The sequence below is a fragment of the Pararoseomonas sp. SCSIO 73927 genome, assembly GCF_037040815.1.
GTDB lineage: Bacteria > Pseudomonadota > Alphaproteobacteria > Acetobacterales > Acetobacteraceae > Roseomonas.
Map to the genome: position 1 here is coordinate 456,255 of NZ_CP146232.1, position 26,503 is coordinate 482,757.

Here is a 26,503-nt window from a genome sequence, read left to right on the forward strand (position 1 = left end):
CATGTTCCTCCTCCTCGGCCTGGTTCCGGTCGCGATCTGGCTCGTCATGCTCCTCGCGCGCGGCGGCTTCTGGCTGTGCCGGGAGCGGGACAGCCGTGACCCCGCGCCGGAGCCGGCAATCTGGCCCCGGGTGGTCGCCGTGGTGCCCGCCCGGAACGAGGCGGACGTGATCGCCCACTCCATCGGCAGCCTGCGTGCGCAGGACTATCCCGGCCCCTTCTCCGTGATCCTGGTGGATGACGGCAGCACGGACGGCACCGCCGAGGCCGCGAGCGCCACCACCGGCCGCGCCCCGCTGGAGGTGCTGCGGGGCGAGCCCCTACCCGCGGGCTGGACGGGCAAGCTCTGGGCCCTCTCCCAGGGCGTGCGCCATGCCGGCAGCAGCCCGGACTACGTCCTGCTGACCGATGCCGATATCGGCCACACCCCCGACAACCTGCGCGCCCTGGTGGCGCGGGCGGAGGCGGGGCGGCACTCCCTCGTCTCCCTCATGGCCGAGCTCTCCTGCGCCACGGCGGCGGAGCGCTTCCTGATCCCGGCCTTCGTGTTCTTCTTCGGGATGCTCTACCCCTTCCGCTGGGTGGCGGATGCCCGCGCCCGGACGGCCGCCGGCGCCGGCGGCTGCATGCTGGTGCGGCGGGATGCGCTGCAGCGCATCGGCGGCATCGCCGCCATCCGCACCGCCATCATCGACGATTGCAACCTGGCCCGCCGCCTCAAGGAGACCGGGCCCATCCGGCTGGACCTGACCCGGCGTGCCCGCAGCCTGCGCCCTTATGGCGGGGTGGCCGAGATCGGGCGGATGGTCTCCCGCTCCGCCTATGCCCAGCTCGGCTACTCGCCGCTGCTGCTGGCCGGGACGGTGCTGGGGATGGTTCTCACCTACCTCCTTCCCCCGACCCTCGCGGTGTTCGGGGAGGGGTATGCGCGGATCGCGGGGCTGGCCGCCTGGGCGATGATGGCGCTTGCCTTCCAGCCCATGCTCCGCTTCTACCGCGTCTCCCCGCTCGGTTCCGTCCTGTGGGGGCTGGCACTGCCGGTGATCGGGGCGGCCTATACGTGGTTCACCCTGCAATCCGCCCTACAGGTCTGGCGGGGCAAGGGCGGGATGTGGAAGGGACGGGCCCAGGCCATGGCGGGCGGCGCATGAAGGACGTGCCGGGCGATCTCCTCTCCGAGGCCGAGCCCTCGCTGGGCGCCGTCGAGGCCGGGATCTCCCGCGCCTCCGAGGCGCTGCTGCGGCAGCAGCGTGAGGACGGCCACTGGGTCTTCGAGCTGGAGGCCGACGCCACCATCCCCGCCGAGTACGTGCTGCTGCGCCAGCACCTGGCCGAGCCCGACGACCTGGAGTTGGAGCGCAGGATCGGCAACTACCTGCGCCGCATCCAGGGCGACCATGGCGGCTGGCCCCTGTTCCACGGCGGTGCGTTCGACATCAGCGCCTCCGTCAAAGCCTATTTCTGCCTGAAGATGATCGGGGACAGCCCGGACGCGCCGCACATGGCCCGCGCCCGCGCCGCCATCCTCGCCCATGGCGGCGCCGGGCGCGCCAACGTCTTCACCCGCATCCTGCTGGCCATGTACGGGGAGATTCCCTGGCGCCGCGTCCCCACCATCCCGGTGGAGATGATCCTGCTGCCGCGCTGGTTCCCCGTTCATATCGGCCGCATGTCCTACTGGGCGCGCACCGTGCTGGTCCCGCTGCTGGTGCTGCAGGCCATGCGCGTGCGCGCCCGCAACCCGCGGGGCGTGCGGATCCAGGAACTTTTCGCCCCGCGCCGCCTGGCCTGGAGGCGGGCGCGCAGCCACAAGCACCCGGGCTGGGCCCTGTTCTTCAACGGGCTGGATGGCGGGCTGAAGGTGGCCGAGCCCTTCTGGCCGCGCACCCTGCGGAAGCAGGCCATCGACCGCTGCGTGGCCTTCGTGACAGAGCGGCTGAACGGCGAGGACGGGCTGGGCGCGATCTACCCGGCCATGGCGAACGCCGTGATGATGTACGACGCGCTGGGCTACCCGGCGGACCACCCGGACCGCGCCATCGCCCGCCACTCCGTCGAGAAGCTCCTCGTGATCCGCGAGGACGAGGCCTACTGCCAGCCCTGCGTCTCCCCAGTCTGGGACACGGCGCTGACGGCCCACGCCATGCTGGAGGTGGGCGGCGAGGCCGCCGAGGCCGCCGCCGCGCGCGGCCTGGAATGGCTAAAGCCGCTTCAGGAGCTGGAGGTGAAGGGCGACTGGGCGGAGGTGCGCCCGCATGTCCGCCCGGGCGGCTGGGCCTTCCAGTACCGCAACGCCCACTACCCCGACCTGGACGACACCGCCGTGGTGGTGATGGCCATGGACCGCGCCCGCGGCCAGATGGGCCTGGACGCGCGCTACGACGAGGCGATTTCCCGCGGCACGGAATGGACCGTCGGGCTGCAGAGCGGCGATGGCGGCTGGGGCGCCTTCGACGCCGACAACACGCACTTCTACCTCAACAACATCCCCTTCGCCGACCACGGCGCCCTGCTGGACCCGCCCACCGCCGACGTCTCCGCCCGCTGCGTTTCCATGCTCGCCCAACTCGGAGAGACGCGGGAGAACCCGCGGATGCGCGCCGCGCTGGACTACCTGGAGCGGGAGCAGGAGGCGGATGGGAGCTGGTTCGGCCGCTGGGGCGTGAACTATATCTACGGCACCTGGTCCGCCCTCTGCGCCCTCAACGCCGCCGGGCTGGACGGCACCACCTCCTCCGTCCGCCGCGCGGCGGACTGGCTGATCGCCATCCAGAACCCCGATGGCGGCTGGGGCGAGGACTGCTCCAGCTACAAGCTGGACTACCGGGGCTTCGAGCCCGCCCCCTCCACCGCCTCCCAGACCGCCTGGGCCCTGCTGGGGCTGATGGCCGCCGGCGAGGTGGACCACCCGGCCGTGGCGCGCGGGGTCGAGTACCTGCGCGCGACCCAGGGCGAGGACGGGCTCTGGGCGCAGGACCACTACACGGGCGGCGGCTTCCCGCGCGTCTTCTACCTCCGCTACCACGGCTACCCGAAGTTCTTCCCCCTCTGGGCCATGGCGCGGTTCCGCAACCTGAAGCAGGGCAACGCGGCGCGGCCCCTGCACGGGATGTGAGCGGGGCGCCGCGCCCCGTCCTCGTGGCAACGGGACTGCTGCGGGAGGCCCGGATCCTGTCCGGGCCGGGGGTTCAGGTGGTGGCCGGCGGCGGGGATGCCGCCCGGCTGGAGGCGAAGCTGGACCGACAGGCTCCGGGCGCCGCCGGCATCCTCAGCATCGGCATCGCCGGCGGGCTGGCGCCGGGGCTGCGGCCCGGCGACTGGGTGGTGGACGGCGATCCCGCCTGGGCGGCCCGGCTCGCCGCCGCACTTGGCGCCCGGCGGGGTGGCATCATCGGGCAGGACCGGATGGCAGCCGACACGGCGGAAAAGGCAGCCCTGAACCGGGGCACCGGTGCCCTGGCGGTGGACATGGAATCCCACGTCGCCGCCCGCGTAGCGGCCCGCCACGGCCTTCCCTTCGCGGCGGCCCGCGTCGTCTCGGACGGCGCGGACCGAAGCCTTCCTCCCGCCGCGCGGGTGGGGATGCGGCCGGATGGCGGGATGGACCTGCCGGCCGTGCTGCTCTCCCTGGCCCGCAACCCCCTCCAGCTCCCCGCCCTGATCCGGACGGGGTGGGAGGCGGAGCGGGCCTTCCGGGCGCTACTCCGCGGCCACGATCGTCTCGGGCCCGCCCTCACCGATCCCGGGTGAGCGGGTGATCTTCACGCGCGGCCCGTGCTTGGCGCCCTTGGCCGGCGCGGTGGCACGGATCTCGGCCAGCTTCTTCTCCACATGGCCGGAGAAGACGTAGTCGGCGGGCCGCTGGTTATCGAGGGAGATGTCCTTCGCCATCGCGCCCTCGGTCCGGATGCCGCCGAGGGTCACGGCCAGCGCCTTGATGGGGTTCGTCACCATGTGCTGCACGGCCGAGGCCTCGAAGCCGGAATGGACCATGCAGTCGGCGCACTTCTCGTAGTTGCCGACGCCGTACTTGTCCCACTCCGTGTCGTCCATCAGCTCCTTGAAGGTTTTCGCGTAGCCCTCGCCGAGCAGGTAGCAGGGCTTCTGCCAGCCGAAGACCGTGCGCGTCGGGTTGCCCCAGGGCGTGCACTTGTAGGCCTCGTTCCCCGCCAGGAAGTTCAGGAACATCCGGCTCTGCGTGAAGGGCCAGGCCTTGCCGCCCCGCCCGCGGGAGAGAATGCCGCGGAACAGCTCCTTCGTCTTCGTGCGGTTCAGAAAGTGCTGCTGGTCCGGCGCGCGCTCATAGGCGTAGCCGGGGGAGACGGTGATGCCGTTCAGCCCCATCGCCGTCACGTCGTCGAAGAAGCGGGCGGTCTGCTCGGGGTCGGCGTCGTTGAACAGGGTGCAGTTGATGGAGACCTGGAAGCCCCTGGACTTTGCCAGTTTGATGGCCTCGACCGCCTTGTCATAGACGCCCGTCTGGCAGACGGACTTGTCGTGCATCGCCTCGTTCCCATCCAGGTGGATGGACCAGGTGAAGGCCGGGCTCGGCTTGTAGTCGTCGATCTTCTTCTCGAGCAGCAGGGCGTTGGTGCAGAGGATGACGAACTTCTTCCGCTCCAGGTAGCCCTGGACGATCTTCGGCATCTCCTTGTGCAGCAGCGGCTCGCCGCCCGCGATCGAGACGACGGGCGCGCCGCACTCGTCGATCGCCTCCATGCACTGCTCGTAGGAGAGGCGCTGGTTCAGGATCTCGTTCGGGTAGTCGATCTTGCCGCAGCCGGCGCAGGCCAGGTTGCAGCGGAACAGCGGCTCCAGCATCAGCACCAGCGGGTAGCGCTTCCGCCCGGAGAGTTGCTGCTTCATCAGGTAGGCCCCGATCCGGGCGGCCTGCAGCATGGGGATGCCCAAAGCGGCGCTCCTATCCTATTCGGCTGGCTGGGAAGGCGCCGCGGGGGGCGCCGCCCGGCATTCACGGGGTCGGCAGAACCCCATGTTTTCCCGGATTCCGTCCATCGCCGCAACCTCCACCGCCCCCGCGCCGCCCGCATGGCGGCGCAGCGCCCCCAGCACGTCCGGCATCCATCGCCCCCGGCGCGGAGGCGCCGGAGGCCAGCCCTGCCCGCCCCGCGCCGGATCGCCGGGCGGGGTCGGGCTCGCTGTCACTCGCGATCAGGTGCCTCGTCACGCCTCGTTCAAGGCCGGTCCTGCCCGGCCGGGTGGAATTCGGGCGGGGTGCGGCTTCCCGCCACCGGCCACGGGCCTGCCACGGCGGGGATCCTGCCCGGCGGGGAACCCTGCCCGGGCAGCCCGCGGCCGGGCCGATCCCCGCCCCGCCGCGCGCCGCGCGGGCCCGCGTTCCTTACGCCCATGACAGTCCCAGGACGGGTGCGGGTTGCATTCCCGTGGCAGGCGCCATTAATCGTCCTTCCGGCCAGGGCCTGCCGGCTCCTTTTCGAGGTTCTCCGATGTCGTCGAGTCCTGCCGAGGCCGTCCCTCTCGACAGCCCTACCGTTGCCGCCGCCGACCACACCGCCCGCCACTGGACCTTTGACGAGCCCGGCCCCGTGCGGATCGGCAGCGACGCGCACATGCGGATGTTCGCGCGGATGCTGCTGGAGACGCACAACCCCTACAAGCCGCGCGTGCTGGACTGGCCGAAGCTGGACCCGGAGGCCCATGCCCGGCTGACGGGCCTGCCGATCTGGGATATCGCGGTCCAGACGGAGGGCCGCGCCTCGCTGCGCGTCCACGACTACGCCCGCACCATCACGGACCCGCTGCTGAACGAGGCCATGGTGATGGATGCCGAGGAGGAGGCGCGCCACAAGCGGGTGCTGTCCAACCTCGTGGAAGCCTACGGCGTCGTGCTGGAGCCGGAGCCGGAGTACACGGGCTTTCGCGACGTGGAATGGGGCTGGATGCGCACCGGCTACTCCGAGTGCATCGACAGCTTCTTCGCCTTCGGCCTCTTCGAGGCCGCCCGCCGCTCCGGCTTCTTTCCCCCCGACCTCGTCGGCACCTTCGAGCCGGTGATCCAGGAGGAGAGCCGCCACATCCTCTTCTTCCAGAACTGGGCCGCCTGGCAGCGGGCGCGGCAGCCCCTGTGGCGCAAGCCGTACTTCCTGGCGAAGACGGCGGCCGTCTGGGCCGTGCTGCTCTGGGACCGCTTCGTGCTGGCGCGCGACATGGGCGGCTCCTCCTCCCAGACGAACTTCACGGCGAACTCGGACTCCATCGGCGTCACCATGAGCCCGGCGGAGCTGATGCGGATCTGCCTGGAGGAGAACGACCGGCGGCTGGCGGGCTACGACAAGCGCCTGCTGCGGCCGAACACCGTGCCCTTCTTCGTGCGCCTCGCCCTGCGCTTCATGAAGAAGCCAGCCCCCACCGCGGCGTGACGTAGCGTGAGCAGCAACACCGTCATCCACCGGATCGTCCGCCCGGCCGTGCGGGCGATCGCGCCCACGGGGATCACCCCGAACACGATCACCACGGCCCGCTTGGTCAGCGGGATCGCGGCCGCTGTCGCGCTGGGCCTGGATGCTGGCAGCTGGCAGGCGATTGGGGCGGGGATCTTCCTCCTCTCCATGCTGCTGGACCGGGCGGACGGGGAGCTGGCCCGCTCCACCGGCCAGACCAGCGCGGCCGGGCATCGGTACGACCTGTTCAGCGACTGCTTCTCCAACATGATCGCCTTCATCGGCATCGGCGTGGGGCAGGTGGAGAACCTGGGAGGCACCGGGCCGATCCTGGGCGCGGCGGCGGGGATCGCGATCGGCGCGATCTTCTGGCAGCTCCACGTCCTCCGCATCGGCACGTTGCGGGGCTGGGAGCCGACCCCCGGGATCATCATCGACCCGGACGACCTCCTCGCCCTCGTTCCCGTGCTGATCTGGATAGGTGCGGCGGTGCTGATGCTCTGGGTCGCGGCGGTGGTCACGCCGCTGGGCGCGCTCCTGCTCGCCCTCACCGGCACGCGGCGGCAGCGGGCCTGATCAGGCGGGGGCCAGGACCGCCTCCACCGCCGCCAGCAGCCGCTCGAGATCCGCGCGGCCGAGCGCGCCGATGCAGCCGATGCGGAAGGTCTCGGCCCTCGTCAACTTGCCCGGGTAGATGAGGAAGCCGCGCTCGGCCAGCGCGTCGTAGAAGGGGCGGAAGGCCAAGCTCTCCGGCAGACGGAAGGTGGCGATGATCGGGGCCTGCAGGGCCTCGTCCAGGAAGAGCTCGAAGCCCAGGCGGCGCATCCCCACCAGCAGGGTGCTCAGGTTGTCCGCGTAGCGGGTCAGCCGCGCGGGCTGTCCGCCCTCGGCCTCGAAGGCGCGCAGGGCCTCGACGAGCGCCGCCACCACCTGCACGGGCGGGGTGAAGCGCCACTGGCCGTCCCCCTCGAACCCCTTCCACTGGGCGTGCAGGTCGAAGGACAGGGAGGGGCTCCTCCCGGCTGCCGCCTCCAGCGCCGCGGGCGTGACCAGCGCGAAGCCGATTCCCGGCACCCCCTCCAGGCATTTGTTGGAGGAGGCGAGGACGGCGGTGACGGGCGTGGCCGAGAGATCCAGCGGCAGGGCGCCGAAGCTGCTCATCGCGTCCAGCAGGAAGGCCCTCCCGGCCTCGGCGACAACGGCCGCCACCTCCTCCAACGGGTTCAGCAGCCCGGTCGTCGTCTCGCAGTGGACCAGCGCGACATGGGTGATGGCGGGGTCGGCCCGCAGCGCCTCCGCCACGCGCGCCGCCTCCACCGCGCGGTCCTCCGGCCAGCGCAGGGCCGTCACGGCGCGGCCCATCCGCTCGGCGATGGTCACCATCCGCTCACCATAGGCGCCGTTGACCAGCACCAGCAGCTTGTCCCGCGGCCCGACCAGCGTGGCGACCGCCGCCTCAACGATGAAGGTGCCGGAACCCTGGAGGGGCACGGCCGCGTGCGTCCCCTCCCCCTTCGCCGCGCGCAGCAGCCCGGCCCGCAGTTCCGCCGTCAGCGCGATGAAGGCGGGATCGCGCGATCCCCAGTCCCGCAGCATCGCGCGGCGCGTCCCGGCGGCGGTCGTCAGCGGACCCGGCGTGAGGAGGATGGGGCTGTCGCTCATGTCGCACCTCTGGCTTCGGCGGGCCGCGCGCCCGCCACGCTAAGGCGCCAGGCGATCACGCCCGGCACGCCGAGGATGATGTCGCGGATACGCCGGATCAGCACCAGCGCGATCGCCTTGTCCGGGGGAATGCCGAAGAGGGCGCAGATCAGCACGTAGCCCCCCTCCTGCACCCCCAGGGCGCCGGGAATGAAGAACCCGGCGCTGCGCACGGCCTGGCCGAGGCTCTCGATCACCAGCGCCTCCGCCAGCCCGGCCTCGATCCCCACGGCCCGCATCGCCGCCCAGGTCTCGACCACGCCGACGAGCCAGGAAACCATGTGCCACCCCCCGCTGCGCCAGAGCCGCCCGGGCTGGGCGTAGAGGTGCTGCACCGTGTCGTTCAGGCCGGAGAGCTCGCCGAGCGAGGTCCAGCCCACCCGGGCCGCCAGCTTCGGCAGCATGCCCTCCACCGCCTTGAACAGCCCCCAGCGCTGGGCGGCGATGAAGACCCCCGTCACCCCCGCCCCCAGCGCCGTGCCGGCGACCGCCCAGAAGGTGGCGGAGGTGCCGGCCGCGTGCGGGATCAGCAGCAGCGCCGCCAGCCCCATGAGGGAGAAGACGATCTGGGATGCCATCTCCGTGCCCAGGTCGATGGCGAGGCTGGCGATCACCTTCACCTTCGCCACGCCCATGCGGACGAGGAGCTGCGCCCGGATCAGCTCCCCCATCGCCTGCACGATCGGCAGCAGGGCGTTGGTGGAGACGCGCACCCAGCGCAGGAAGGCCAGCCCCGCCACGCCCGGCCGCCGCGGGTCGTCGATCAGCGGCCCCCAGCCGAGGCCGGAGGCGACGATCTGAAGCCCGTTCAGCGCCAGCACCGCCAGCATCCACCAGCCGCTGTCCAGCAGCATCCGCAGGATGGCGGCGGGGTCGTTGGTGGCGATGAGCGCGACGGCGATGGCCAGCCCAACCGCGAGGCTGACGATGGTGGAGAGGATCACGCCGTCACGAAGTCCCGGAACCGCCGCGCCACGTCGGCGGGATTCACTGTGGGCCGGCCCAGCACCGCCATGGAGCCCGGCGCGATCCGCAGGTGGATCATCGCCGGCCCGCCGGCCGCGAGCGCCGCGCGGAAGGCGCCCTCGAACCCCTCCAGCGAGGAGGCGGAGGCGGCGTAGCGGTAGCCGCAGGCCAGGGCGATCGCCGCGAAGTCCACGGAGGGCGAGACCGTGGCCTGCCCGCCCGTGGAATCGTGCACGCCATTGTCCAGCAGCACGTGCACCAGCCCTTTCGGCGCGTAGGCCCCGATGGTGGCGAAGGTGCCGAGCTTCATCAGCGCCGCGCCGTCGCCGTCCAGCACCACCACGGGCTTGTCCGTGTTCAGCGCCACGCCGAGCCCCATGCCGCTGGCCCCGCCCATGGAGCCGACCTGGTAGAGGTGCTGCTTCCGGTCCGCGAGCGTGAACAGTTCCCGCCCGCACTTGCCGGTGGTGGCGATCACCGCCGCCTCCTCCGGCACGATCGACAGGAAGCGCTCCAGCACCGCCGCGCGGGCGGGCCGCTCGCCGGAAGCCGGGAAATCCTCGCGCCGCCCGGGCACGGGCAGGGCGCGCGGGGGCTGGTTCAGCGCCCGCTCCTCCACGTCGTCCTTCCGCACGACGAAGGCGTAGGGCAGCCCCGTCTCCTCCATGCGCGCGGCGGCATGGTCCAGCGCCGGGCCCAGCGCCTGCCGCGCCCGCGGGAAGGGCGCCTGCTCCAGCCGCATCAGCGCGATCAGGTCCTGGGTGATCCCCCCCATGATCTCGTGCTGCGGCTCGTCGGGGATGCCCGGCTCGCCGCGCCACGTCGTCAGGAACAGGGTGGGGATGCGGAAGGGGTGGTTCAGCGAGGTCAGCGGGTTCACCGCGTTCCCCAGCCCGGAGTTCTGGCACATCACCACCGTCCGCCGCCCGGCCAGCCAGGCGCCGGAGGCGATCGCCACCGCCTCCCCCTCGCTCGCCGCGCCCACGTAGTTCAGCGCGGGCGTGGAGAGCACGCCGTTGATGAGAGGCGTGAGAAAGCTGCAGGGCACGCCCGTGTAGAAGTCGAAGCCGGCGCGCCCCGCTTCCTCGATGAAGTCGTCGGCCTTGATCATGTGAAGTTGCGGGCTTCCGCCAGATCCGTCAGGGTGTCCACGTCCAGCCAGTGGCCGCTGAAGTACTTCACGCGCACCGGGTGCTTCGCGGCAAGGCGCGTCAGCAGCAGCGGCATGTCCGCGCCCTCCAGCACGCCCTCCTCCTCCATCGCCGCGATCTCCTCGCGCAGCCATTCGGCGCCGCGGGCGGTGAAGCGGGCCAGGCCCATCCACTCGCCGTGGCACTCCGCCGCCGGCACGTCGGCGGCCAGCCGCACCAGATGTGCGGGCCGGTCGTCCAGGTAGTCGCCGGAGAAACGGCGATCCGCCGTCACCAGGTCGCGGTGCCCCGGCCGCGGGCGCGCGCCCAGCGTGTCCACGGCCACCACCACGTCGGCCCGGCTGGTCAGCAGGCTGTCCAGGATGTAGCGGCGGAACAGCACGTCGCCATAGGCCACCACCGTCTCGCCCCTGATGGCGTCGCGCGCACAGGCCAGGGACATCGCCTCGCCCGTGGTTGCGTGGCGGTCATTGTCCACCATCCGCACGCCCTGCAGCGTCACCGCCTCCTTGCGCTCGCCCCGCACCACGGAGACGTCGCGCACGCCGCTCTCGCGCAGCGTGCCCACGAGGCGCTGCAGCAGGGACTGGCCGCGAATGTCCAGCATGCATTTCGGCCCGTCGCCGGCGACCCCCTCCAGGCTCCCGCCCCCGGCGGCGAGGACCACGGCGGAGGGCGCGGGCTTGCTCGGCAGGTAGCGGCGCTCCGCCTCCTCCAGCTCGGCATTGCCCATCAGCCGGAAGATGTCCTTCACGGTGGCGACGCTGCCCTCCACGCGCATCAGGGACTCGTCCTCGTGGATGCGCGCGGCCGTCTCCCGCATCGCGGCCATGGAGGCGCGCAGCAGGTGGTTCGCCCAGATGATGGTGGAGATGCCGGCCTGCCGGTACAGGTCCGTCGGCGTCGCGTAGTACATGGTCGGCACGATCACCAGCGGCGCGCGGTTGCCCCAGCGCTGCGCGAAGGTGAAGATCTCGTCCGCGTTGGACTTCTTGGAGTGGATAAGGATCGCGTCCGCGCCGGCCTGATGATAGGCCTCCGCGCGCCGCAGCGCCTCCTCCATGGAATGGCCGGAGATCAGCGCCTCCACGCGGGCCACCAGCACGAAGTCGTCGTCGGTCTGGCTGTCCTTGCCTGCCTTGATGCGGCCGCAGAACTCGTCCACGTCCGCCAGCGGCTGCGCCTCCCCGATGAAGGAGTTCGTCTTCGGGAAGAGCTTGTCCTCGATGCACACGCCGGCGATGCCGCGCTCGCAGAGCTTGCGGACGAAGCGGCGGACGTTGTTGAAGTTGCCGTGCCCCGTGTCGCCATCCACCAGGATGGGCAGGGTGGTGGCGTCCGCCATGTACTCCAGCACCTCCAGCACCTGCGTCCAGGACGCCTCGTTGCTGTCGCGCAGGCCCAGCGCGGCGGAGGTGGTGAGGCCGGAGGCCCAGACGCCGCGGAACCCCGCCTCCTGCACGATCTTGGCCGAGAGCCCGTCATGCGCCTCCATCAGGAAGGAGAGGCTGGACGAGGCGATCTCCCGCCGCAGGGCGGCGAAGCGGGTGGCAGGGGCATCAAGGGGGCGGGTGCCCGGCGGGCTGGCGTGACTCAAGGCGTTTCCCTTTGGGCGGCGTGGCCGGAAAGCCCGGCAGGATGGCCGCCCTTGTCCGCCTTCCATAGTAACTTTACCTTCACACGGAAGAGCCGCCTATCCGGAAGCCCGTCTTGCCCGTTCACGCCGCCACCCCCACCGCGATCATCCTGGCCGCGGGGGTGGGGCGCCGGCTCGGCGCCGCGCATGAGGGCCCGAAGATCCTGCTGGAGTTCGGCGGCCGCACCCTCCTCCACCGTCACCTCGAGGCCCTGGCCGCGAACGGCATTCGCCGGGTCAGCATGACAGTCGGCTACGAGCGCGGGCTGATCGAGGCGGAGGTGGCCCGGATCGGCTGGGCGGACCGCGTCTCCTTCGTCGGAAACCCGGATTTCCGGGAAGGCAGCCTCGTCTCCCTCGCGGTGCAGGACGCGGTGTTGCGGGCCGGGCCCGTGCTGCTGATGGACGGGGACGTGCTCTACGATCCCCGCATGATCGGCGCCCTGCTGGACGCGCCGGGGGAGAACGTGCTGCTGCTGGACCGGGAGATCGAGCCGGGCGACGAGCCCGTGAAGATCTGCTTCCGGGGCGACACCATCGTGGATTTCCGCAAGGTGCCGGAGCACGCGCACGACCGGCACGGCGAATCGGTAGGCTTCTTCCGCTTCTCCGCCGAGACCGCCACCGCCCTGGCCGATCGCTGCCGGTTCCATGTCCAGGCCGGGCACAGGGGGCTGGAGTACGAAGAGGCCATCCGGGACCTGATCCTGGCCGGGCCGGCCCGCTTCCGGGCGCACGACATCACCGCCCTGCCCTGGGTGGAGATCGATTTCGAGGAGGACATCCTCCGCGCCCGGCGCGATATCCTGCCGCAACTCGACGCCGCCTGATTTCCCGGGGCGGCCAACCCCGCTAAGGCGAAGGCGTGACCCCCCGATCCTCCCCTGCCGGGCGCCCGTCCCTCACCGGACGCCTCGTCGCCCTCAGCGCCGCGCGCCCCTGGGCCGTCCTCCTCCTCGGCCTGATCCTGGCCGCCGGCGCCGCGCACTACGCTGCCCGGCACTTCGCCATGACCACCGACACGGCGGAGCTGATCTCCACCGACCTCGTCTGGCGCCAGCGGGAGATCGCCTATGACCGGGCCTTCCCCGGGCAGGAGGACCTGGTCGTCGCCGTGGTGGATGGCGCGACCCCCGAGATCGCAGAGAGCGCCGCCGCCCGGCTGGCCGAGGCCCTCGCCGCCCGGCCGGACCTCTTCCGCAGCGTGCGCCGCCCCGATGGCGGCCCCTTCTTCGACCGGAACGGCCTCCTCCTCCTGCCGCTGGAGGAGGTGCAGGCGGGCATGGAAGGCCTCATCCGCGCCCAACCCTTCCTCGGGCCGCTGGCGGCCGATCCCAGCCTGCGGGGCGTGGCGGGCGCCCTCTCCACCGTGCTGCAGGGCGTGGCGCTCGGGCAGGCGCGGCTGGCCGACATCCAGCCCGCCGCCACCGCCCTGGCCGGGACCTTCGAAGCGCTGCTGGCCGGCCGGCCCGCCCCCTTCTCCTGGCGTGCCCTCTTCTCCGGCGGCCCGCCCAACCCGCGGGAGCTGAGGCGCTTCGTCCTGGTGCAGCCCGTGATGGACTTCACCGCCCTCCAGCCCGGGAGAGCGGGCACCGAGGCCCTGCAGGAGACGGCCGCGCGGCTGGGCCTGGACCCCGCCCACGGCGTCACCATCCGCCTGACCGGCCCCGTGCCCCTGGCCGACGAGGAGTTCGCCAGCCTTGCCGAGGATATGGACGTGGTGGCCGTCGCCATGGTTCTGGCGCTGGTGGGGATCGTCTGGTTCGCCGTGCGATCCGCCCGGTTCATGGCGGCCATCCTCTTCACCACCCTCATCGGGCTCGTCATCACCGCGGGGCTCGGGCTGCTGGCGATCGGGCGCTTCAACCTCATCTCCGTCGCCTTCATCCCCCTCTTCGTGGGCCTGGGCGTGGATTTCAGCATCCAGCTCTCCATGCGCGCCCTGGCGGAGCGGCTGAACCACCCCGACCTGCGGGACGCCCTGGCCGAGGCCGGGCGCGGCGTCGGGCGGGGGCTGGCCCTGGCCGCGGCCGCCATCGCGGCGGGGTTCTTCGCTTTCCTCCCCACCTCCTATGTCGGCGTGGCCGAGCTGGGCGCCATCGCCGGGCTGGGCATGGGCATCGCCTTCCTCCTCACCGTCACCCTGCTGCCGGCGCTGCTGGTGCTGATGCGCCCGCCCGCCGGCGGGCGAGCGGAATTCGGATACGCCGCCCTCGCCCCAGTGGAGCGGCTGCTGGAGCGGGAGCGCCGCCCCGTGCTGATCGGCGCCGGGCTGGTGGCCCTGGCCTGCCTCGCCGCGCTGCCCTTCGTGCGCTTCGACTTCAACCCGCTGCACCTCCGCAACCCCGGCGCGGAATCCATGACCACCTTGCGGGACATCTCAGCCGATGCGGATCGCACGCCGAACACGATCAGCGTCCTGCTCCCCACCAGGGCGGAGGCGGAAGCGATGGCTCGCCGGCTGGAGACCCTGCCGGAGGTGCTGCGGACGGTCAGCCTCGCCACCTTCATCCCCTCCCGTCAGGAGGAGAAGCTGGCCTTCGTCGGGGACGCCGCCGGCCTCCTCGGCCCCGTGCTGGAGGGGGTGCAGCCCCTGCCCCCGCCGGATGACGCGGAGCGTGCCCGCGCCCTGCAGGGCACCGCGGAAGCCCTGCGCCGCACGGCCGGTGATGCCGGGGACCCCGCCGCTGGGGCCGCCCGCCGGCTGGCGGATGCAATGGCCAGCCTCGCTACCGGCACCCCGGCGCAGCGCGCGGCGGCGGACGAGGCCGTCTCCGCCCCGCTCCGCGTACTGCTCGCCCAACTCCGCGCCCTGCTCTCCGCCGGCCCGGTGACCGAGGCCGACCTGCCGCCCGACCTCGTGGCCGACTGGCGCACCGCCGATGGCCGCTGGCGGGTGGAGGCCTACCCGCGCGGCAACCCGAACGACAACGATAACCTCGTCCGCTTCTCGGACGCCGTGCTGGCCGTGGCGCCGGAGGCGGTGGGGCCGCCCATCTCCATCCAGGCGGCGGGTGGCATGGTGGTCTCCGCCTTCATCCAGGCCGGGCTCCTCTCCTTCATCGCCGTCACCGCCCTGCTGGCCCTGGTGCTGCGCCGTGTCCGGGACGTGGTGCTGACAATGCTGCCGGTGCTGCTCAGCGGGTTGCTGACGCTCGCCACCTGCGCCGCGCTGGACCTGCCGCTGAACTTTGCCAACATCATCGCCCTGCCCCTGCTCTTTGGCATCGGCGTGGCCTTCAACGTCTACTTCGTCGTCGCCTGGCGGGCGGGGGAGCACCACCTGCTGCAGTCCAGCCTCATGCGGGCGGTGATCTTCAGCGCGCTGACCACGGCGACGGCCTTCGGCGCCCTCTGGCTCTCCACCCATCCCGGCACGGCGAGCATGGGGCGGCTGCTGATGATCTCGCTGGGCTGGGAAATCCTCGTCACCCTGCTCATCCGCCCCGCCCTGCTGGCCCGGCCGCCCGAGGAGAGGGCCGTGAAAGCCGCCTGACGTCACAGGCTCGTGCTGGAAAGGATGCTGGGCGGCGGCGGCCGGCTCCGCTTATGATTCCGTGATGGTCCAAGCCTCGATTCGCGCCCTGCTCCTCCTGGGCGCCCTCTCCCTCGGCGCCTGCGCCACCCGGAACGCCGATGGCGTGGCCTCCGCTACCCCGGGCGACCCCTGGGAGGCGACGAACCGCGACGTGCTGGACGCCAACCTGGCCGTGGACGACGCCGTGCTGAAGCCCGTGGCCCAGGGATACCGGGCCGTGGTGCCGGAGCCCGTCCGCACCGGCGTCCGCAACGTGCTGGACAACATCCAGGAGCCGCGGATCCTCGTGAACAACCTTCTCCAGGGCCGCTTCCTGGATGCCGGGCACACGACGATGCGCTTCTTCTTCAACTCCACCGTCGGGCTGGGCGGCATCTTCGACGTGGCCACCGATTTCGGGATCGCCCGCCGCACCGGCGATTTCGGCCAGACCCTCTATTCCTGGGGGCTGGAGGACGGGCCCTTCGTCATGCTGCCCCTCGCCGGCCCTTCCAACGTGCGGGACACGGTGGGGCTGGTGGCGGACGGCTTCACCAACCCCCTCACCTACTTCATCCCCTTCGAGGGCAACGTGGCCCGCGCCGTGGTGGGCGGCGTGGACCTGCGGGAACAGAACATCGAGAACCTGGACGCCCTGCGCAGCGGCTCGCTGGACTTCTACGCGCGGCTGCGCAGCGTGTGGCAGCAGCGGCGGGACGTGGAGCTGGGCCGCACCGGCGACGTGGGCGACAGGATCGACGTGCTGGAGGACCCGGGGGCGCGGTAGCCCCCTTTACCCCTGCAGCAGCGCCGCGGTGCGGCGCTGAAGGTCCGCCACCAGCCGCTCCGCCCCGCCATCCCGCAGCAGCGCCCCGAACTCGGAGCGGCGGGAGGCCAACTCGCTGATCGTGCCGGTCAGGTACACGTCCACGATGCGGAACCCCGCGCTGCCGGAGCGGAGAAGGTAGTTCAGCTGCACCGGCGCGTCGTTCACCCGGTTCAGCGTCGTCCGCACCATGCGGTCCCCGTTCTGCAAGGCCTGCTCACCCGTGGTGGTGAAGCTCTCGCCGGAGAAGCCCTTGAACTGGCTGGCGTAGTTGGCCGTCGTCCAGTCGGAGAAGGCCTGCACCAGCCGCGCCTGCGCGTCGGGTGCGATCCCGGTCCAGGCCGGGCCCACCGCGATGCGCGTCATCGCCGGCAGGTCGAAGGCGGCGTCCATGGCCGGGCGCAGCCGCTCGTAGCGGCCGCGCGCGCCCAACTGGGTGGCGTTCCGCATCAGCTCGATCAGCGTGGCGTGGAAGCGCTCCACCACCGCGCGCGGGTCGGCCGCCTGGGCGAGTGCGAGGCCCGGCACGGCGGCGGCCAGGGCACCGAGGAGGAGGCGGCGGGAGGGGCGGGAGTCCTGCATGGCCGGAGCCATAGCACGGCCCGCGCGCCCTGCCGCCATCAAGGCCGCGCTACTACCCCGCGGTGACCTTCGCGGCCCGGATCACGGGCGTCCAGAGGTCGAACTCCGCCCGCACGAAGCGGTCCAGCTCGTCGGGCGCGGAGGGCTCCGCCTCCGTCCCCAGCTCCGCCAGCCGCGCCTTCACGGCAGGGTCGCCCAGGATCTCGCGCAGCGCCGCGTTGAAGCGCGCCACGATCTCCGGCGCCGTCGCGCGCGGCGCGAAGGCCGCGGTCCAGGACCGCACGGCGAAGCCGGGCACGCCGGATTCCGCGACCGTGGGGATATCCGGCTTCAGGGCGGACCGCCTCTCCCCCGCGACGGCCAGGATGCGGACCGTCCCCGCCTCGCCCTGCGGCAGCGCCGTTGGCAGGTTCAGGAACGACAGGGAGACCTGCCCCGCCACCAGGTCGTTCAGCGCCGGCCCGCCGCCGCGATAGGGCACGTGGTCGATGTCCACGCCCGCCATCATCTTGAACAGCTCACCCGCCAGGTGCTGCGAACCGCCGACGCCGGAGGAGGCGAAGGAGTGCTTCCCCGGCTCCCGCTTCAGCAGCGCGAGCAGGCCGCGCAGGTCGCTCACGCCGAGCCGGTTCGCCACCGTCAGCGCCAGCGGCACGTCCACCAGCATGGAGATGCCCGCGAAGGCCTCGCGCGGGTCCGGCACCGTGCCGGGCGCCACGATCGGGTACATCACGTGATTGCTGGCGGAGGAGATGAGGAACAGCGTGCCGTCCGACGGGCCGCGCGCCACCGCCGCCATGCCGATGGAGCCGCCCGCGCCCGTGCGGTTCTCCACCACGAAGGATTGGCCCAGCGCGGCCTGCAGCTTCGGCGCCAGCAACCGCGCCACCACGTCGTTCGAGCCGCCCGCCGCGTAGGGCACGAGCAGCGTCACCGGCCGCTCCGGCCAGCCGCGCTGCGCGAGCGCGGGCGCTGCCAGGATCATGCCGGATGCCGCCACCAGGCGGCGGCGCGTCATCTCATTCATGCCTTTCCTCCACTGCACTTTCTTCAAAGCTTCCGTTCTCGTCGCGTGCTCGGCGCTTGCGCCACCGCCCTCGCGCTTGCCACGATGACGGCACGTCGCCGCCGGAGAGCGGCCGAACGGAGGACACCATGAAAGCAACGCGCCGCGGCCTTCTGGCCGCGCCCATCCTCGCCCTTCCCGCGCTGCGCCCGGCCCGCGCGGCGGCATGGCCGGACCGCCCCGTGCGCATCATCGTCTCCTTCACCGCGGGCGGCACCACGGACATCATCGCCCGCCTCGTCGGCGCGCGCCTCTCGGAGATGTGGGGCCAGCCCGTGGTGATCGAGAACCGTCCCGGTGCGGGCGGCAACATCGGCACGGAGTACGTCGCGCGCTCCACGCCCGATGGCTACACGCTGCTCGTCGCCTCGGTCGGTCCACTCGCGGTCAACATGTCGCTCTACAAGACCATGCCCTACGACAGCCGCAAGGACCTGGCGGCGGTCACTCTTCTGGCGGGCGTGCCCAACATCCTCGTCGTCGCGCCGGACTTCCCCGCCCGCAGCGTGGCGGAGCTCGTGGCGCTGGCGAAGGCCCGGCCCGGCGGCCTCTCCTACGGCTCCACCGGGGTCGGCACCTCCTCCCACCTCTCCGGCGCGCTCATGGACCAGATGGCGGGGGTGCAGACCACCCACGTGCCCTATCGCGGCGCCGTGGCGCTGAACGACCTGCTCTCGCGCCGCGTGGACTTCATGTTCGCAACCATCCCCAGCGTCATCGAGCAGATCCGCGCCGGCAGGCTGCGGCCGATGGCCGTCTCCAGCCTGCACCGCTCCCGCTCGGCGCCCGACGTGCCGGCCATGGCGGAGCTGGGCTTCCCCGGCTTCGATGCCTCCTCCTGGTTCGGCATGGTCGCGCCCGCGGGCACGCCACCGGAGCTGGTGCGGAAGATCTCCGCCGATACGGCCTCGATCCTCAAGCGCCCGGATATCGAGAAGCAGATGGTCGAGCAGGGCGCGGACCCGGTGGGGAACAGCCCCACCGAGTTCGCCACCTTCATCAGCGCGGAGATCGACCGCTGGTCGGAGGTCGTCCGCCGCTCCGGCGCGGTACCAGAGTAGCGGGGGCTGGAATATCGGGCGCCGGAAAGGCACGGCGCCTACTCGGCGTAGGTGGGGTCCAGCCGGTCCAGCATCCGCAGCAGGGCCGGCCACTCCATCACGCCGTAGGGGCGCCGCACGTTGGGCTGGTAGTTCTGGTACGTCTCGTCTAGCACCTTCTGCGGCACGGGGTGCAGCGGCGTGTTGCAGGACATGGCCGCGATCTGCGCCCTGCAGGACAGTTCCAGCCGGTGCAGCGCGTTGAAGGCCTCGCCCACCGTGCGGCCCACCGTCAGCAGCCCGTGGTTGCGCAGGATCATCGCGTTGTTGTCGCCGAGATTGGCGACGAGCCGCGCCTGCTCATCCGTGTTCAGCACCACGCCCTCGTACTCGTGGTAGCTGATCCGGGTGAAGCGCATGGCAGTCTGCGTCATCGGCAGCAGCCCGCACTCCAGCGAGGAGATCGCCATGCCCGGCCAGGTGTGGGTGTGGATCACGCACTCGACCTCGGGCTTGGCGTGGTGCACCGCGGAGTGGATGACGTAGCCCGCGCGGTTGATGCCGAAATCGAAGTCGCCGTAGTCCGGCTTGCCCAGGATGTTTCCCTCGATGTCCACCTTGATGAGGGCGGAGGCCGTCATCTCCTCGTACATCATGCCGTAGGGGTTGATGAGGAAGCTCTCCTCACCCGGCACGCGGACGGAGATGTGGTTGGCCATCATGTCGGCCATGCCGTAATGCGCGACGAGCCGGTAGCAGGCCGCGCAGTCGATCCGCGCCTGCCACTCGGCCGGCGAGACCTTATCCTGCATCGAGCTGATGCGCAGTTGCTTCCTCGTCTTTTCCAGCATCACCGATCCTCCTGTGCCCGGGGCGGCTTATGCGGCGCCTCCGTCATGTTCGGCCCGTCCGGTGCGCCGGGCCAGCGCAAACAAATCGCTGCCTTCAGGCGGCCGAGCCCAGGGCCCGGTCGGAAGGCTTGTTCCCCGGCGGCGGGGGAGAGGGCCGACGCTCCAGCGCGTGCCGAAACAGCGCCGCCGAGCGGTACACGCCGTGCACCATCTTGGAGTAGGGCATGACGAGAAAGAAGGAGAAGACCAGGCCGAGATGCACGGCCAGGATCACGCCCATCGCCCCCGTGTGGCGCAGCGCCAGCAGCAGGAGCCCCGTGGCGGCGATGAGGAGCAGGAGCGAGAGCATCGCGTACTCGGACCCCCGCAGGTTGCGCGCGGCCGGGGCCGGGTCGGAGACGATCTTGGTCCAGATCAGCCCGGCCGTGCCGATCACCATGCCCACTCCGCCCCAGGTGCCGAGCTGCACGGGCAGGCTCCAGAACGGATAGGGCGCGACCAGCCCGAGGAAGTGGTCGTAGACCGTCGCCGTGCTCGTGGAGGCGAAGCAGAGCAGGAAGCCGTAGAACATGAAGTGGTGGAAGCGCCGCCGGACCTGGGAGAAGCCCTCGTCCACGTCGTTGCAGCCGCCGCCCCCGCCGCCGAGATTCTTCAGCGTGAAGATGTCGTGCAGCGCGGTCATCAGCGGCCGGCCCTGGGCGAACTCCTCCGCCCGCCCGCCCGTGTCGCGCCAGAAGCGGACGAAGCCTATGATCAGCACCACCACGGCGAAGGTGAAGGTGCCGCCCGCCAGCGTCACCATCAGCCACCAGGGGATCACCCGGTAGAAGGCGCCCGGCCCGGTCTGCGCGGTGTAGAGGATGGAGGGGTCCACCAGCGCCATGGTGAAGAGCAGCGTCAGCGCGATCCCGGCGGCGGCGGCCAGCGACACCACCGTGCCGTTCCGCCTGTAGAGCCCCACCAGCGACGCCGGCCAGGCATATTCCTCGTAGGTCTCCGCCCGCACCTGGGCCAGCACCTGCGGCACGTTGATGTTCCAGGGGTGCGGCGGCGCGTACTGGCAGGAGTAGTAGCAACCCCGGCAGTTGTGGCAGAGGTTGGCAAGGTAGCTCAGATCGCCCGAGCTGAACTCCCGCCGCAGCGTCATGGCGGGGAAGACGGCGCAGAAGCCCTCGCAGTAGCGGCAGGCGTTGCAGACCTCGAGCGCGCGCCGCGCCTCGGCGGTGGCCTCAGTTTCGCGCATTCCTCGCGGCCTCCCTGCCCGCGATCCGCCCGAAGACGGAACCGATCGCCATTCCGAAGCCGGCGAGGTAACCCTTGCCGAGGATGGAGCCGGCCATGATCTCGCCCGAGGCGAAAAGATTCGCGCTCGGCCGCCCGTCATCCATGCGGACGCGGGCGTTCTCGTCCACCTTCACGCCGAGATAGGTGAAGGTGATCCCGGGGCGCAGCGGGTAGCCGATGAAGGGCGGCTCCGTGATCGGGCGCGCCCAGTGGGTCTTGGGCGGGGTCAGCCCCTCGGTGCGGCAGCCGTCCAGCCGGGTGGAGTTGAACTCGCCGGGCACGCAGGCCGCGTTGAACCCGGCGATCGTCGCCTCGACCTTCGCCGGCTCCAGCCCCAGCTTCACCGCCAGCTCGCCGACGCTGTCCGCCTTAATGGGCGGGAAGACGCTCGGCATGAACAGCGTCTCGGACTTCGCGTCGATGATGGCGTAGCCCACCTGGTCCGGCTGCTGCGCCACCAGCCGGCCCCAGATGGCGTAGCGCTTGGGCCAGACATCCTCGCCCTCGTCGTAGAAGCGCTCGCCGTCCTTGTTCACCACGACGGAGAAGGGCACGCAGTCCAGCCGGGTCGCGATGCCGCCATCGAACTTCGGCGCCCGCCCGTCGATCGCCACCGCGTGGCACTGGGTGGGATCGCCGACCGAGGCCACGCCCTGGTCCAGCAGGTTCCGCAGCACCACGCCCTTGGCGTAGGGCGTGCCGCGGATGAGGAAATTGCGCGCCGCCGGCCCCCAGCCCTTCTCCAGCCACTCCAGATCCGCCTGGAACCCGCCGGAGGAGGCCACCACCGCCTTGGCCCGCACCGTCTCCGGGAAGCCGCGATGGGTGATCGCCACCTCGCGGACGAAGCCGTCCTCCATCCTCAGGTCCACGGCCTCCGTGTCGTAGAGGATGTCGATCCCCAGGCGCTCGGCCAGGGCGTAGTAGGCGTTCACCAGCGCCTTGCCGCCGCCGAGGAAGAAGGCGTTGGTGCGGGAGAGGCTGAGCGTACCGGAGAGGGATGGCTGGAACCGCACCCCGCTCGCCTCCATGAAGCGCAGCGCGTCGGTGGTCAGCCGGATGGTCATCCGCGCCAGGTGCTCGTCCGTCTGCCCGCCCGTGACCCGCAGCAGGTCGTCCCAGTACTCGTCCTCCAGGTACGCCTCGGTCAGCACCGAGGTCGGCTCCGTGTGCATCGTCCGCATGTTGCGGGTGTGGCGGGAATTGCCGCCGCGGAAGGCCTTCGGCGCGCTCTCGATCAGCAGCACGGAGCACCCGGCCTGGCGCGCGGTCACGGCGGCGCAGAGGGCCGCGTTGCCGCCCCCGATCACCAGCACGTCCCAGACACGCGAGAAGTCCGGCATCGCCCCTGCCACCCTCCAGAACTGTATACGGTGGGATACGATCTTCCCGCGTTCCGCACAAGGGAAGTGACACGCAAGCGTCCCTTGAAAGATGACAGGGCGTCCATCATCGGAGAGGAGTTCAGCGGAGGAACGATCCATGCCCTATGTCGACGGCTTCGTGCTCGCCGTGCCGAAGGCGAGGATGGACGAGTACACCGCCATGGCCCGTATCGGGGCCGAGGTGTGGAAGGAGCACGGCGCCCTCTCCTATGTAGAGTGCGTCGCGGATAACGTGCCCTACGGCACCCTCACCTCCTTTCCCCGCGCCGTCATGGCGACGGAGGAGGAGACGGTGATCTTCTCCTGGATCACCTACGAGAGCCGCGAGGCCCGGGACGCCATCATGGCCAAGGTCATGGCCGACCCGCGCCTGAAGGACACGATGTCGAACGCCCCCTTCGACGGGAAGCGGATGATTTTCGGCGGCTTCCGGAGCTTCATCGAGGCGTGAGGCTCCTCACCCCTGGCCGTCGGCGTGCTCCAGACGAATGCGCGCCTTGAAGGCGTTCCGCATGTGGCGCCGCGCGGCTTCCTCGGCCCGCGCGGCGTCCCGCGCCTCGATCGCACCGAGGATCGCCGCGTGCTCCTCCACGGACTCCGCCCCGCGCCGGGGCGCCGCCAGTGTCGTCCGCGCCAGCAGCGCGAGCGAGATCCGCATGGTCTCCAGCGAGGTGTTCAGGAACCGGTTGCGGGCGGAGAGCCGGATCTGCCGGTGGAAGGCCCGGTTGGTCGCCGCCAACGCCGCCGGGTCCTCCAGCAACCCGCGATCCCGCTCCACCATCTCCCGCAGGATCTCCACCTCGGTGGCTGTCGCATGGGTCGCGGCCAGCCCGGCGGCCGTGCCCTCCAGCACCTCCCGCATGTGGTAGAGCTCCGTCATTTGCCCGTAGTCCAGGCTCGCCACCACCGCGCCGTGATGGGGCTCGTGCAGCACCAGCCCCTGGGCCTCCAGCCGCTTCAGCGCTTCCCGCACCGGGGTCCGGCTGATCCCGAAGCGCTCCGCCAGCTCCGCCTCGCGCAGCCGCGTGCCCGCCGGCAGGGCGCCGGCCTCCATCGCCTCCAGCAGCAGCTCGTAGGCCCCGGCGCCGGAGGACCGGCCGGGCCGCATCCCCTCGCTCACGGCGCCTTCCCCGGCCCCGAACGATCCCGCGCGATGTCCAGGAACACCTCCTCCAGGTCGTCCCGGCCGTAGCGCTCCAGAAGCGCCGCCGGAGAGCCGCTGTCCACCAGCCGCCCCTTCTTCAACATCAGGACATGGCCGCAGAGCCGCTCCACCTCCGCCATGTTGTGGGAAGCCAGCAGGATGGCGCAGCCGCTCCTCTCCCGGTACCGCTCCAGCCAGCCCCGCACGAAATCGGCGGTGTCCGGGTCCAGGCTCGCCGTCGGCTCGTCCAGCAGAAGCACCTCCGGACGGTTGATGAGGGACTTGGCCAGCGCCACCCGCGTCTTCTGCCCCGCCGAGAGGTCGCCCGCCGGCCGGTCCAGCAGATCCCCGAGGTGCAGTTCCCCGGCCAGCTCCGCGATCCGCGCCTCCCCGTCCGGCACGTCGTAGAGGTGGGCGTAGACCCGCAGGTTCTCCCCCACGCTCAGCCGGTGCGGCAGGGCGATGTAGGGAGAGGAGAAATTGGCCCGCGCCAGCGCCGCGAAGCGATCCCGCGCCATGTCGTGCCCGAGCACCCGGACCCGCCCGGCACTGGGGATCAGCAGCCCCAGCAGCATGGCGATGGTCGTGCTCTTCCCCGCCCCGTTGCCGCCCAGCAGCCCGAAGGTGGCCCCGCGCGGCAGGGTGAAGCTGAGCGCGTCCACCGCCACCACCTCGCCGTAGCGCTTGGTCAAGCCCTCGGCCGCGATGGCGGGGGCGTCGGGGTCCGGTGCGGCGCGCATGGAGGGGGGATATAGGCCGCGGCGCCGCGCCGCCAGGGCACGGGGCACCACCGGGTCAGTGGCGGAGGTGCCGGTCCGTCGCGCGCCCCTGGAACAGGGTGATCCCGTTCTCCCACCCCCAGGCGATGGCGGCGCTGCGGTCCGCCCCCGTCAGCACCACGGGCATCCCGGCCCGGGCCAGTGCCGCCACCGGCCCGGGATCGCCCGGCAGCGCCTCGGACCAGGCCAGCCGCACGGTCCCCGCCCCGATCCGCGCCGGCGGCAGGAGGGCGAGCACCGGCCCGCCCGCCGCCTCCAGCGCCAGGCCGTAGCCGCGGCTGGCCGCCAGGTCCCGCCCCAGCGCGAAGCCCGCCGGGTCCGCCAGCACCTCCGCGGCCGGCACGCCGAGGGTCAGCATCGGGCGGACAGCCCCCGGCAGCCGCCCGTCCAGCGCAAGAAAGGCTTCCGAGGTCAGGGACGCGACGGAGAGCGAGAGGTGCAGCGGCGAGGGCGAGGCCAGCCATTCCGGCCGCGCGACCCCCGCCAGCATCCGCAACTCCAGGGAGAGCCGCAGCCGCGCCTCCAGGGCCGGCACCGCCCCCAGCCCGCGGCCGGGCAGGAGCCGGTCCCGCAGCGCCCCGGGCATGGGGGCGACGGACTCCGCCACCACCCCGAACCCTTCCTCGTGCGTCAGGCGCAGCACGGGCTGGCGGCGCAGATAGGGCGCGAGGTCCGCGCGCGTCAGCGCCGGCAGCACGGCGGCCAGCGCCTCGGCCTCCAGCGGCGGGGGTTCGGGGCCGGCGGGGGGCGCGGGCGGGGCGAGGCCGAGGCTCTCCTCCAGACCCGCCAGCAAGGCGCCCGCCTCCTCCGGCAGGCACAGGGACCGCACCACCTCCGCCACCGCCTCCTCCTCCACCGCGCCGTCCAGCACGCGCATCATGGCGGGGCGCAGCGTGTCCGGCGGGGCGGTGGCCACGGCCATGTCGCCGTCCGGCAGGTGGAAGACCCGCGCGCGGCGGGCGTGCTGCGGCAGGGCCAGCGCCTCCCGCAGCAGGCGGCGGTGATGGGGCCGGTCCAGCCCTCTCGGCAGGCGGGAGAGGCGGAGCCAAAGGATGTCCCGCACGGAGCCGGAGGCGAGGCAGAGCCGCACTAGCGCCGCCAGCTCCGCCACGCCGCCGTCCGGCCCGGTCAGCGGCGGAGGATCGACCAGCCCGGCCGCGCGCGGGGCCGGCCTTCCCGGTCCGGGGTCCGGCGCGGCCCTCACCCGCGCGCCCCGCGCCGCAGCGCGGCCAGCAGCCGGTCGGCCCCGGGCCCGGCGAAGCGCCCGATGCCGCGCGACAGCCCCCACTCCAGCCCGGCGGCGTCCGCCACCCCCTCCAGCACCACCCGCCCGGGCCCGAGCGCCGCCCAGAAGCCCGCCGGCAAGTGGTCCAGCCCCGGCTCCCAGGCGAGGTGCAGCGCCGCGCCCGGCAGCGCAGTCGGCTCTAGCAGCGCCAGTGCCGCGCGGGGCGGCCCGTCCACGCCGAAGCGCCCCTTCGGCGGGCTGGCCAGCGCGGAGACCGGCAGGACCGGCAGGCGCCATGGGGGGGACTCGGCCGGCAGCGCCTCCGGCGGCAGGTCGAGGTGCAGCGCCCCCTCCGCCGGCTCCCGCAGGCCCAGGGCGCGGCGCGCGACCAGGCCCCAGCCATGCGCCTGCCACGGCGCCCCCGCCCAGCGCGGCCCGAGCGCCGCCCCGATGGCGGCGGCGGCCGGGCGCACCCGCACCCCGGCCGGGCGCGGCACTCCGCCGGGGCCGAAGCCCAGGATCTCCCGCCTCTCCAGCAGCCCGTCCAGTGGCAGGGCGGCGAGGATCGCCTCCGGCCCCGTCCCGGCCGGAACCGGCCTGGCGGCCGGCGCGGCCAGCGCCTCCGTCACCAGCACCGCGTCCCGCCCGTTCAGCACGGCCGAGAGCGCGCGCCGCGCCATCTCCAGCGCCGGCGGCGCGGCCACCAGCCGCCAGGTCCCGTCCTCGGCGGAGAGGACCCGGCCGCCGCGGTTGCGCGCCGCGTCCTCCAGCAGGGCGCGGGCCACCCGGTGCGCCTCCGGCGCCAGGCCGGGGCCGGGGCGGAACAGCAAGGCGCCCGGGACGGCGCCAGGAAACGGAAGGGCCGGCCCGTCCTGGGCCGGAAGCGTGACGGCGATCATCGCGCCCCCAGATCTGCCCCCGCAATCTGG

Annotated in this window: 24 protein-coding genes; 10 read left to right on the forward strand and 14 right to left on the reverse strand. The window is 72.3% G+C overall.

Annotated features, from left to right (window positions below; translation table 11 throughout):
• Position 1: 1 nt before the first annotated feature.
• The 3 genes from VQH23_RS02195 to VQH23_RS02205 are packed head-to-tail and all read left to right on the forward strand — an operon-like array spanning position 2 to position 3,749.
• Positions 2 to 1,150 carry a glycosyltransferase gene (locus VQH23_RS02195; protein WP_338663978.1) on the forward strand — a complete coding sequence of 383 codons (1,149 nt, stop codon included), beginning with the start codon at positions 2 to 4 and terminating at the stop codon, positions 1,148 to 1,150.
• Positions 1,147 to 3,114, forward strand: coding sequence for a squalene--hopene cyclase (shc, locus tag VQH23_RS02200; RefSeq protein WP_338663979.1), 1,968 nt, complete (start codon positions 1,147 to 1,149; stop codon positions 3,112 to 3,114). The genes VQH23_RS02195 and shc overlap by 4 nt, the downstream gene beginning before the upstream one ends.
• Positions 3,111 to 3,749 (forward strand): hopanoid-associated phosphorylase, encoded by a 639-nt coding sequence (locus VQH23_RS02205; RefSeq protein ID WP_338663980.1) that lies wholly within the window; start codon positions 3,111 to 3,113, stop codon positions 3,747 to 3,749. The genes shc and VQH23_RS02205 overlap by 4 nt, the downstream gene beginning before the upstream one ends.
• On the opposite strand, the gene hpnH is transcribed toward VQH23_RS02205, so the two are convergent.
• On the reverse strand, positions 3,699 to 4,910 hold the full coding sequence (gene hpnH / locus VQH23_RS02210; protein WP_338663981.1) for an adenosyl-hopene transferase HpnH: 1,212 nt from the start codon (positions 4,908 to 4,910) through the stop codon (positions 3,699 to 3,701). The genes VQH23_RS02205 and hpnH overlap by 51 nt on opposite strands.
• A 557-nt stretch (positions 4,911 to 5,467) precedes the next feature.
• Between hpnH and VQH23_RS02215 the strand changes: the two genes are divergently transcribed.
• On the forward strand, positions 5,468 to 6,400 hold the full coding sequence (locus tag VQH23_RS02215; RefSeq protein ID WP_338663982.1) for a ferritin-like domain-containing protein: 933 nt from the start codon (positions 5,468 to 5,470) through the stop codon (positions 6,398 to 6,400).
• Positions 6,401 to 6,406: 6 nt separating this feature from the next.
• Complete coding sequence (locus tag VQH23_RS02220; protein ID WP_338663983.1) at positions 6,407 to 6,997, forward strand: CDP-alcohol phosphatidyltransferase family protein; 591 nt, start codon at positions 6,407 to 6,409, stop codon at positions 6,995 to 6,997.
• On the opposite strand, the gene VQH23_RS02225 is transcribed toward VQH23_RS02220, so the two are convergent.
• From VQH23_RS02225 to aepX, 4 genes are read right to left on the reverse strand one after another with little or no spacing between them, the layout of a single operon-like run.
• Positions 6,998 to 8,083 (reverse strand): 2-aminoethylphosphonate--pyruvate transaminase, encoded by a 1,086-nt coding sequence (locus VQH23_RS02225; protein WP_338663984.1) that lies wholly within the window; start codon positions 8,081 to 8,083, stop codon positions 6,998 to 7,000.
• Complete coding sequence (locus VQH23_RS02230) at positions 8,080 to 9,066, reverse strand: lysylphosphatidylglycerol synthase domain-containing protein (RefSeq protein ID WP_338663985.1); 987 nt, start codon at positions 9,064 to 9,066, stop codon at positions 8,080 to 8,082. Before VQH23_RS02230 ends, VQH23_RS02225 begins: the two co-directional genes overlap by 4 nt.
• On the reverse strand, positions 9,063 to 10,199 hold the full coding sequence (gene aepY, locus VQH23_RS02235) for a phosphonopyruvate decarboxylase (RefSeq protein ID WP_338663986.1): 1,137 nt from the start codon (positions 10,197 to 10,199) through the stop codon (positions 9,063 to 9,065). The genes VQH23_RS02230 and aepY overlap by 4 nt, the downstream gene beginning before the upstream one ends.
• Positions 10,196 to 11,836 carry a phosphoenolpyruvate mutase gene (aepX, locus tag VQH23_RS02240; protein ID WP_338663987.1) on the reverse strand — a complete coding sequence of 547 codons (1,641 nt, stop codon included), beginning with the start codon at positions 11,834 to 11,836 and terminating at the stop codon, positions 10,196 to 10,198. The genes aepY and aepX overlap by 4 nt, the downstream gene beginning before the upstream one ends.
• A 113-nt stretch (positions 11,837 to 11,949) precedes the next feature.
• On the opposite strand from aepX, the gene VQH23_RS02245 reads away from it, so the two are divergent.
• The 3 genes from VQH23_RS02245 to VQH23_RS02255 all read left to right on the forward strand — a co-directional run bounded on the left by VQH23_RS02245 (position 11,950) and on the right by VQH23_RS02255 (position 16,179).
• Positions 11,950 to 12,705 (forward strand): phosphocholine cytidylyltransferase family protein, encoded by a 756-nt coding sequence (locus VQH23_RS02245; protein WP_338663988.1) that lies wholly within the window; start codon positions 11,950 to 11,952, stop codon positions 12,703 to 12,705.
• Between the two features lie 35 nt (positions 12,706 to 12,740).
• Positions 12,741 to 15,371 carry an MMPL family transporter gene (locus tag VQH23_RS02250; protein WP_338663989.1) on the forward strand — a complete coding sequence of 877 codons (2,631 nt, stop codon included), beginning with the start codon at positions 12,741 to 12,743 and terminating at the stop codon, positions 15,369 to 15,371.
• Positions 15,372 to 15,435: 64 nt separating this feature from the next.
• Positions 15,436 to 16,179, forward strand: a complete 744-nt coding sequence (locus tag VQH23_RS02255; protein ID WP_338663990.1) for a VacJ family lipoprotein — start codon at positions 15,436 to 15,438, stop codon at positions 16,177 to 16,179.
• 6 nt (positions 16,180 to 16,185) lie between these two features.
• Here the strand turns inward: VQH23_RS02255 and VQH23_RS02260 are convergent, their stop codons facing one another.
• Both VQH23_RS02260 and VQH23_RS02265 read right to left on the reverse strand, forming a co-directional pair.
• Positions 16,186 to 16,800: an ABC transporter substrate-binding protein gene (locus tag VQH23_RS02260; protein ID WP_338663991.1), complete on the reverse strand. Its 615-nt coding sequence runs from the start codon at positions 16,798 to 16,800 to the stop codon at positions 16,186 to 16,188.
• Between the two features lie 52 nt (positions 16,801 to 16,852).
• The gene (locus VQH23_RS02265) at positions 16,853 to 17,827 is read right to left on the reverse strand and encodes a tripartite tricarboxylate transporter substrate binding protein (RefSeq protein ID WP_338663992.1); all 975 of its coding nucleotides are present in this window, start codon (positions 17,825 to 17,827) and stop codon (positions 16,853 to 16,855) included.
• 128 nt (positions 17,828 to 17,955) lie between these two features.
• Between VQH23_RS02265 and VQH23_RS02270 the strand changes: the two genes are divergently transcribed.
• Positions 17,956 to 18,927 (forward strand): tripartite tricarboxylate transporter substrate binding protein, encoded by a 972-nt coding sequence (locus VQH23_RS02270; RefSeq protein ID WP_338663993.1) that lies wholly within the window; start codon positions 17,956 to 17,958, stop codon positions 18,925 to 18,927.
• 38 nt (positions 18,928 to 18,965) lie between these two features.
• Here VQH23_RS02270 and VQH23_RS02275 read toward each other — a convergent pair whose 3' ends face one another.
• From VQH23_RS02275 to tcuA, 3 genes are all read right to left on the reverse strand, one after another.
• Positions 18,966 to 19,757 carry a class II aldolase/adducin family protein gene (locus VQH23_RS02275; protein WP_338663994.1) on the reverse strand — a complete coding sequence of 264 codons (792 nt, stop codon included), beginning with the start codon at positions 19,755 to 19,757 and terminating at the stop codon, positions 18,966 to 18,968.
• A 94-nt stretch (positions 19,758 to 19,851) separates the two neighbouring features.
• Positions 19,852 to 21,000, reverse strand: a complete 1,149-nt coding sequence (tcuB, locus tag VQH23_RS02280; protein WP_338663995.1) for a tricarballylate utilization 4Fe-4S protein TcuB — start codon at positions 20,998 to 21,000, stop codon at positions 19,852 to 19,854.
• Positions 20,987 to 22,384, reverse strand: coding sequence for an FAD-dependent tricarballylate dehydrogenase TcuA (tcuA, locus tag VQH23_RS02285; protein ID WP_338663996.1), 1,398 nt, complete (start codon positions 22,382 to 22,384; stop codon positions 20,987 to 20,989). Before tcuA ends, tcuB begins: the two co-directional genes overlap by 14 nt.
• A 139-nt stretch (positions 22,385 to 22,523) precedes the next feature.
• Between tcuA and VQH23_RS02290 the strand changes: the two genes are divergently transcribed.
• On the forward strand, positions 22,524 to 22,877 hold the full coding sequence (locus VQH23_RS02290; RefSeq protein WP_338663997.1) for a DUF1428 domain-containing protein: 354 nt from the start codon (positions 22,524 to 22,526) through the stop codon (positions 22,875 to 22,877).
• A gap of 6 nt (positions 22,878 to 22,883) precedes the next feature.
• Here the strand turns inward: VQH23_RS02290 and VQH23_RS02295 are convergent, their stop codons facing one another.
• From VQH23_RS02295 to VQH23_RS02310, 4 genes are read right to left on the reverse strand one after another with little or no spacing between them, the layout of a single operon-like run.
• Complete coding sequence (locus VQH23_RS02295; protein ID WP_338663998.1) at positions 22,884 to 23,546, reverse strand: GntR family transcriptional regulator; 663 nt, start codon at positions 23,544 to 23,546, stop codon at positions 22,884 to 22,886.
• Complete coding sequence (locus tag VQH23_RS02300; RefSeq protein ID WP_338663999.1) at positions 23,543 to 24,310, reverse strand: ABC transporter ATP-binding protein; 768 nt, start codon at positions 24,308 to 24,310, stop codon at positions 23,543 to 23,545. Before VQH23_RS02300 ends, VQH23_RS02295 begins: the two co-directional genes overlap by 4 nt.
• Positions 24,311 to 24,365: 55 nt before the next feature.
• The gene (locus VQH23_RS02305; protein ID WP_338664000.1) at positions 24,366 to 25,553 is read right to left on the reverse strand and encodes a hypothetical protein; all 1,188 of its coding nucleotides are present in this window, start codon (positions 25,551 to 25,553) and stop codon (positions 24,366 to 24,368) included.
• Entirely contained in the window at positions 25,550 to 26,473 is a 924-nt protein-coding gene (locus VQH23_RS02310; protein ID WP_338664001.1) for a hypothetical protein, read from the reverse strand. The genes VQH23_RS02305 and VQH23_RS02310 overlap by 4 nt, the downstream gene beginning before the upstream one ends.
• Positions 26,474 to 26,503: the final 30 nt, after the last annotated feature.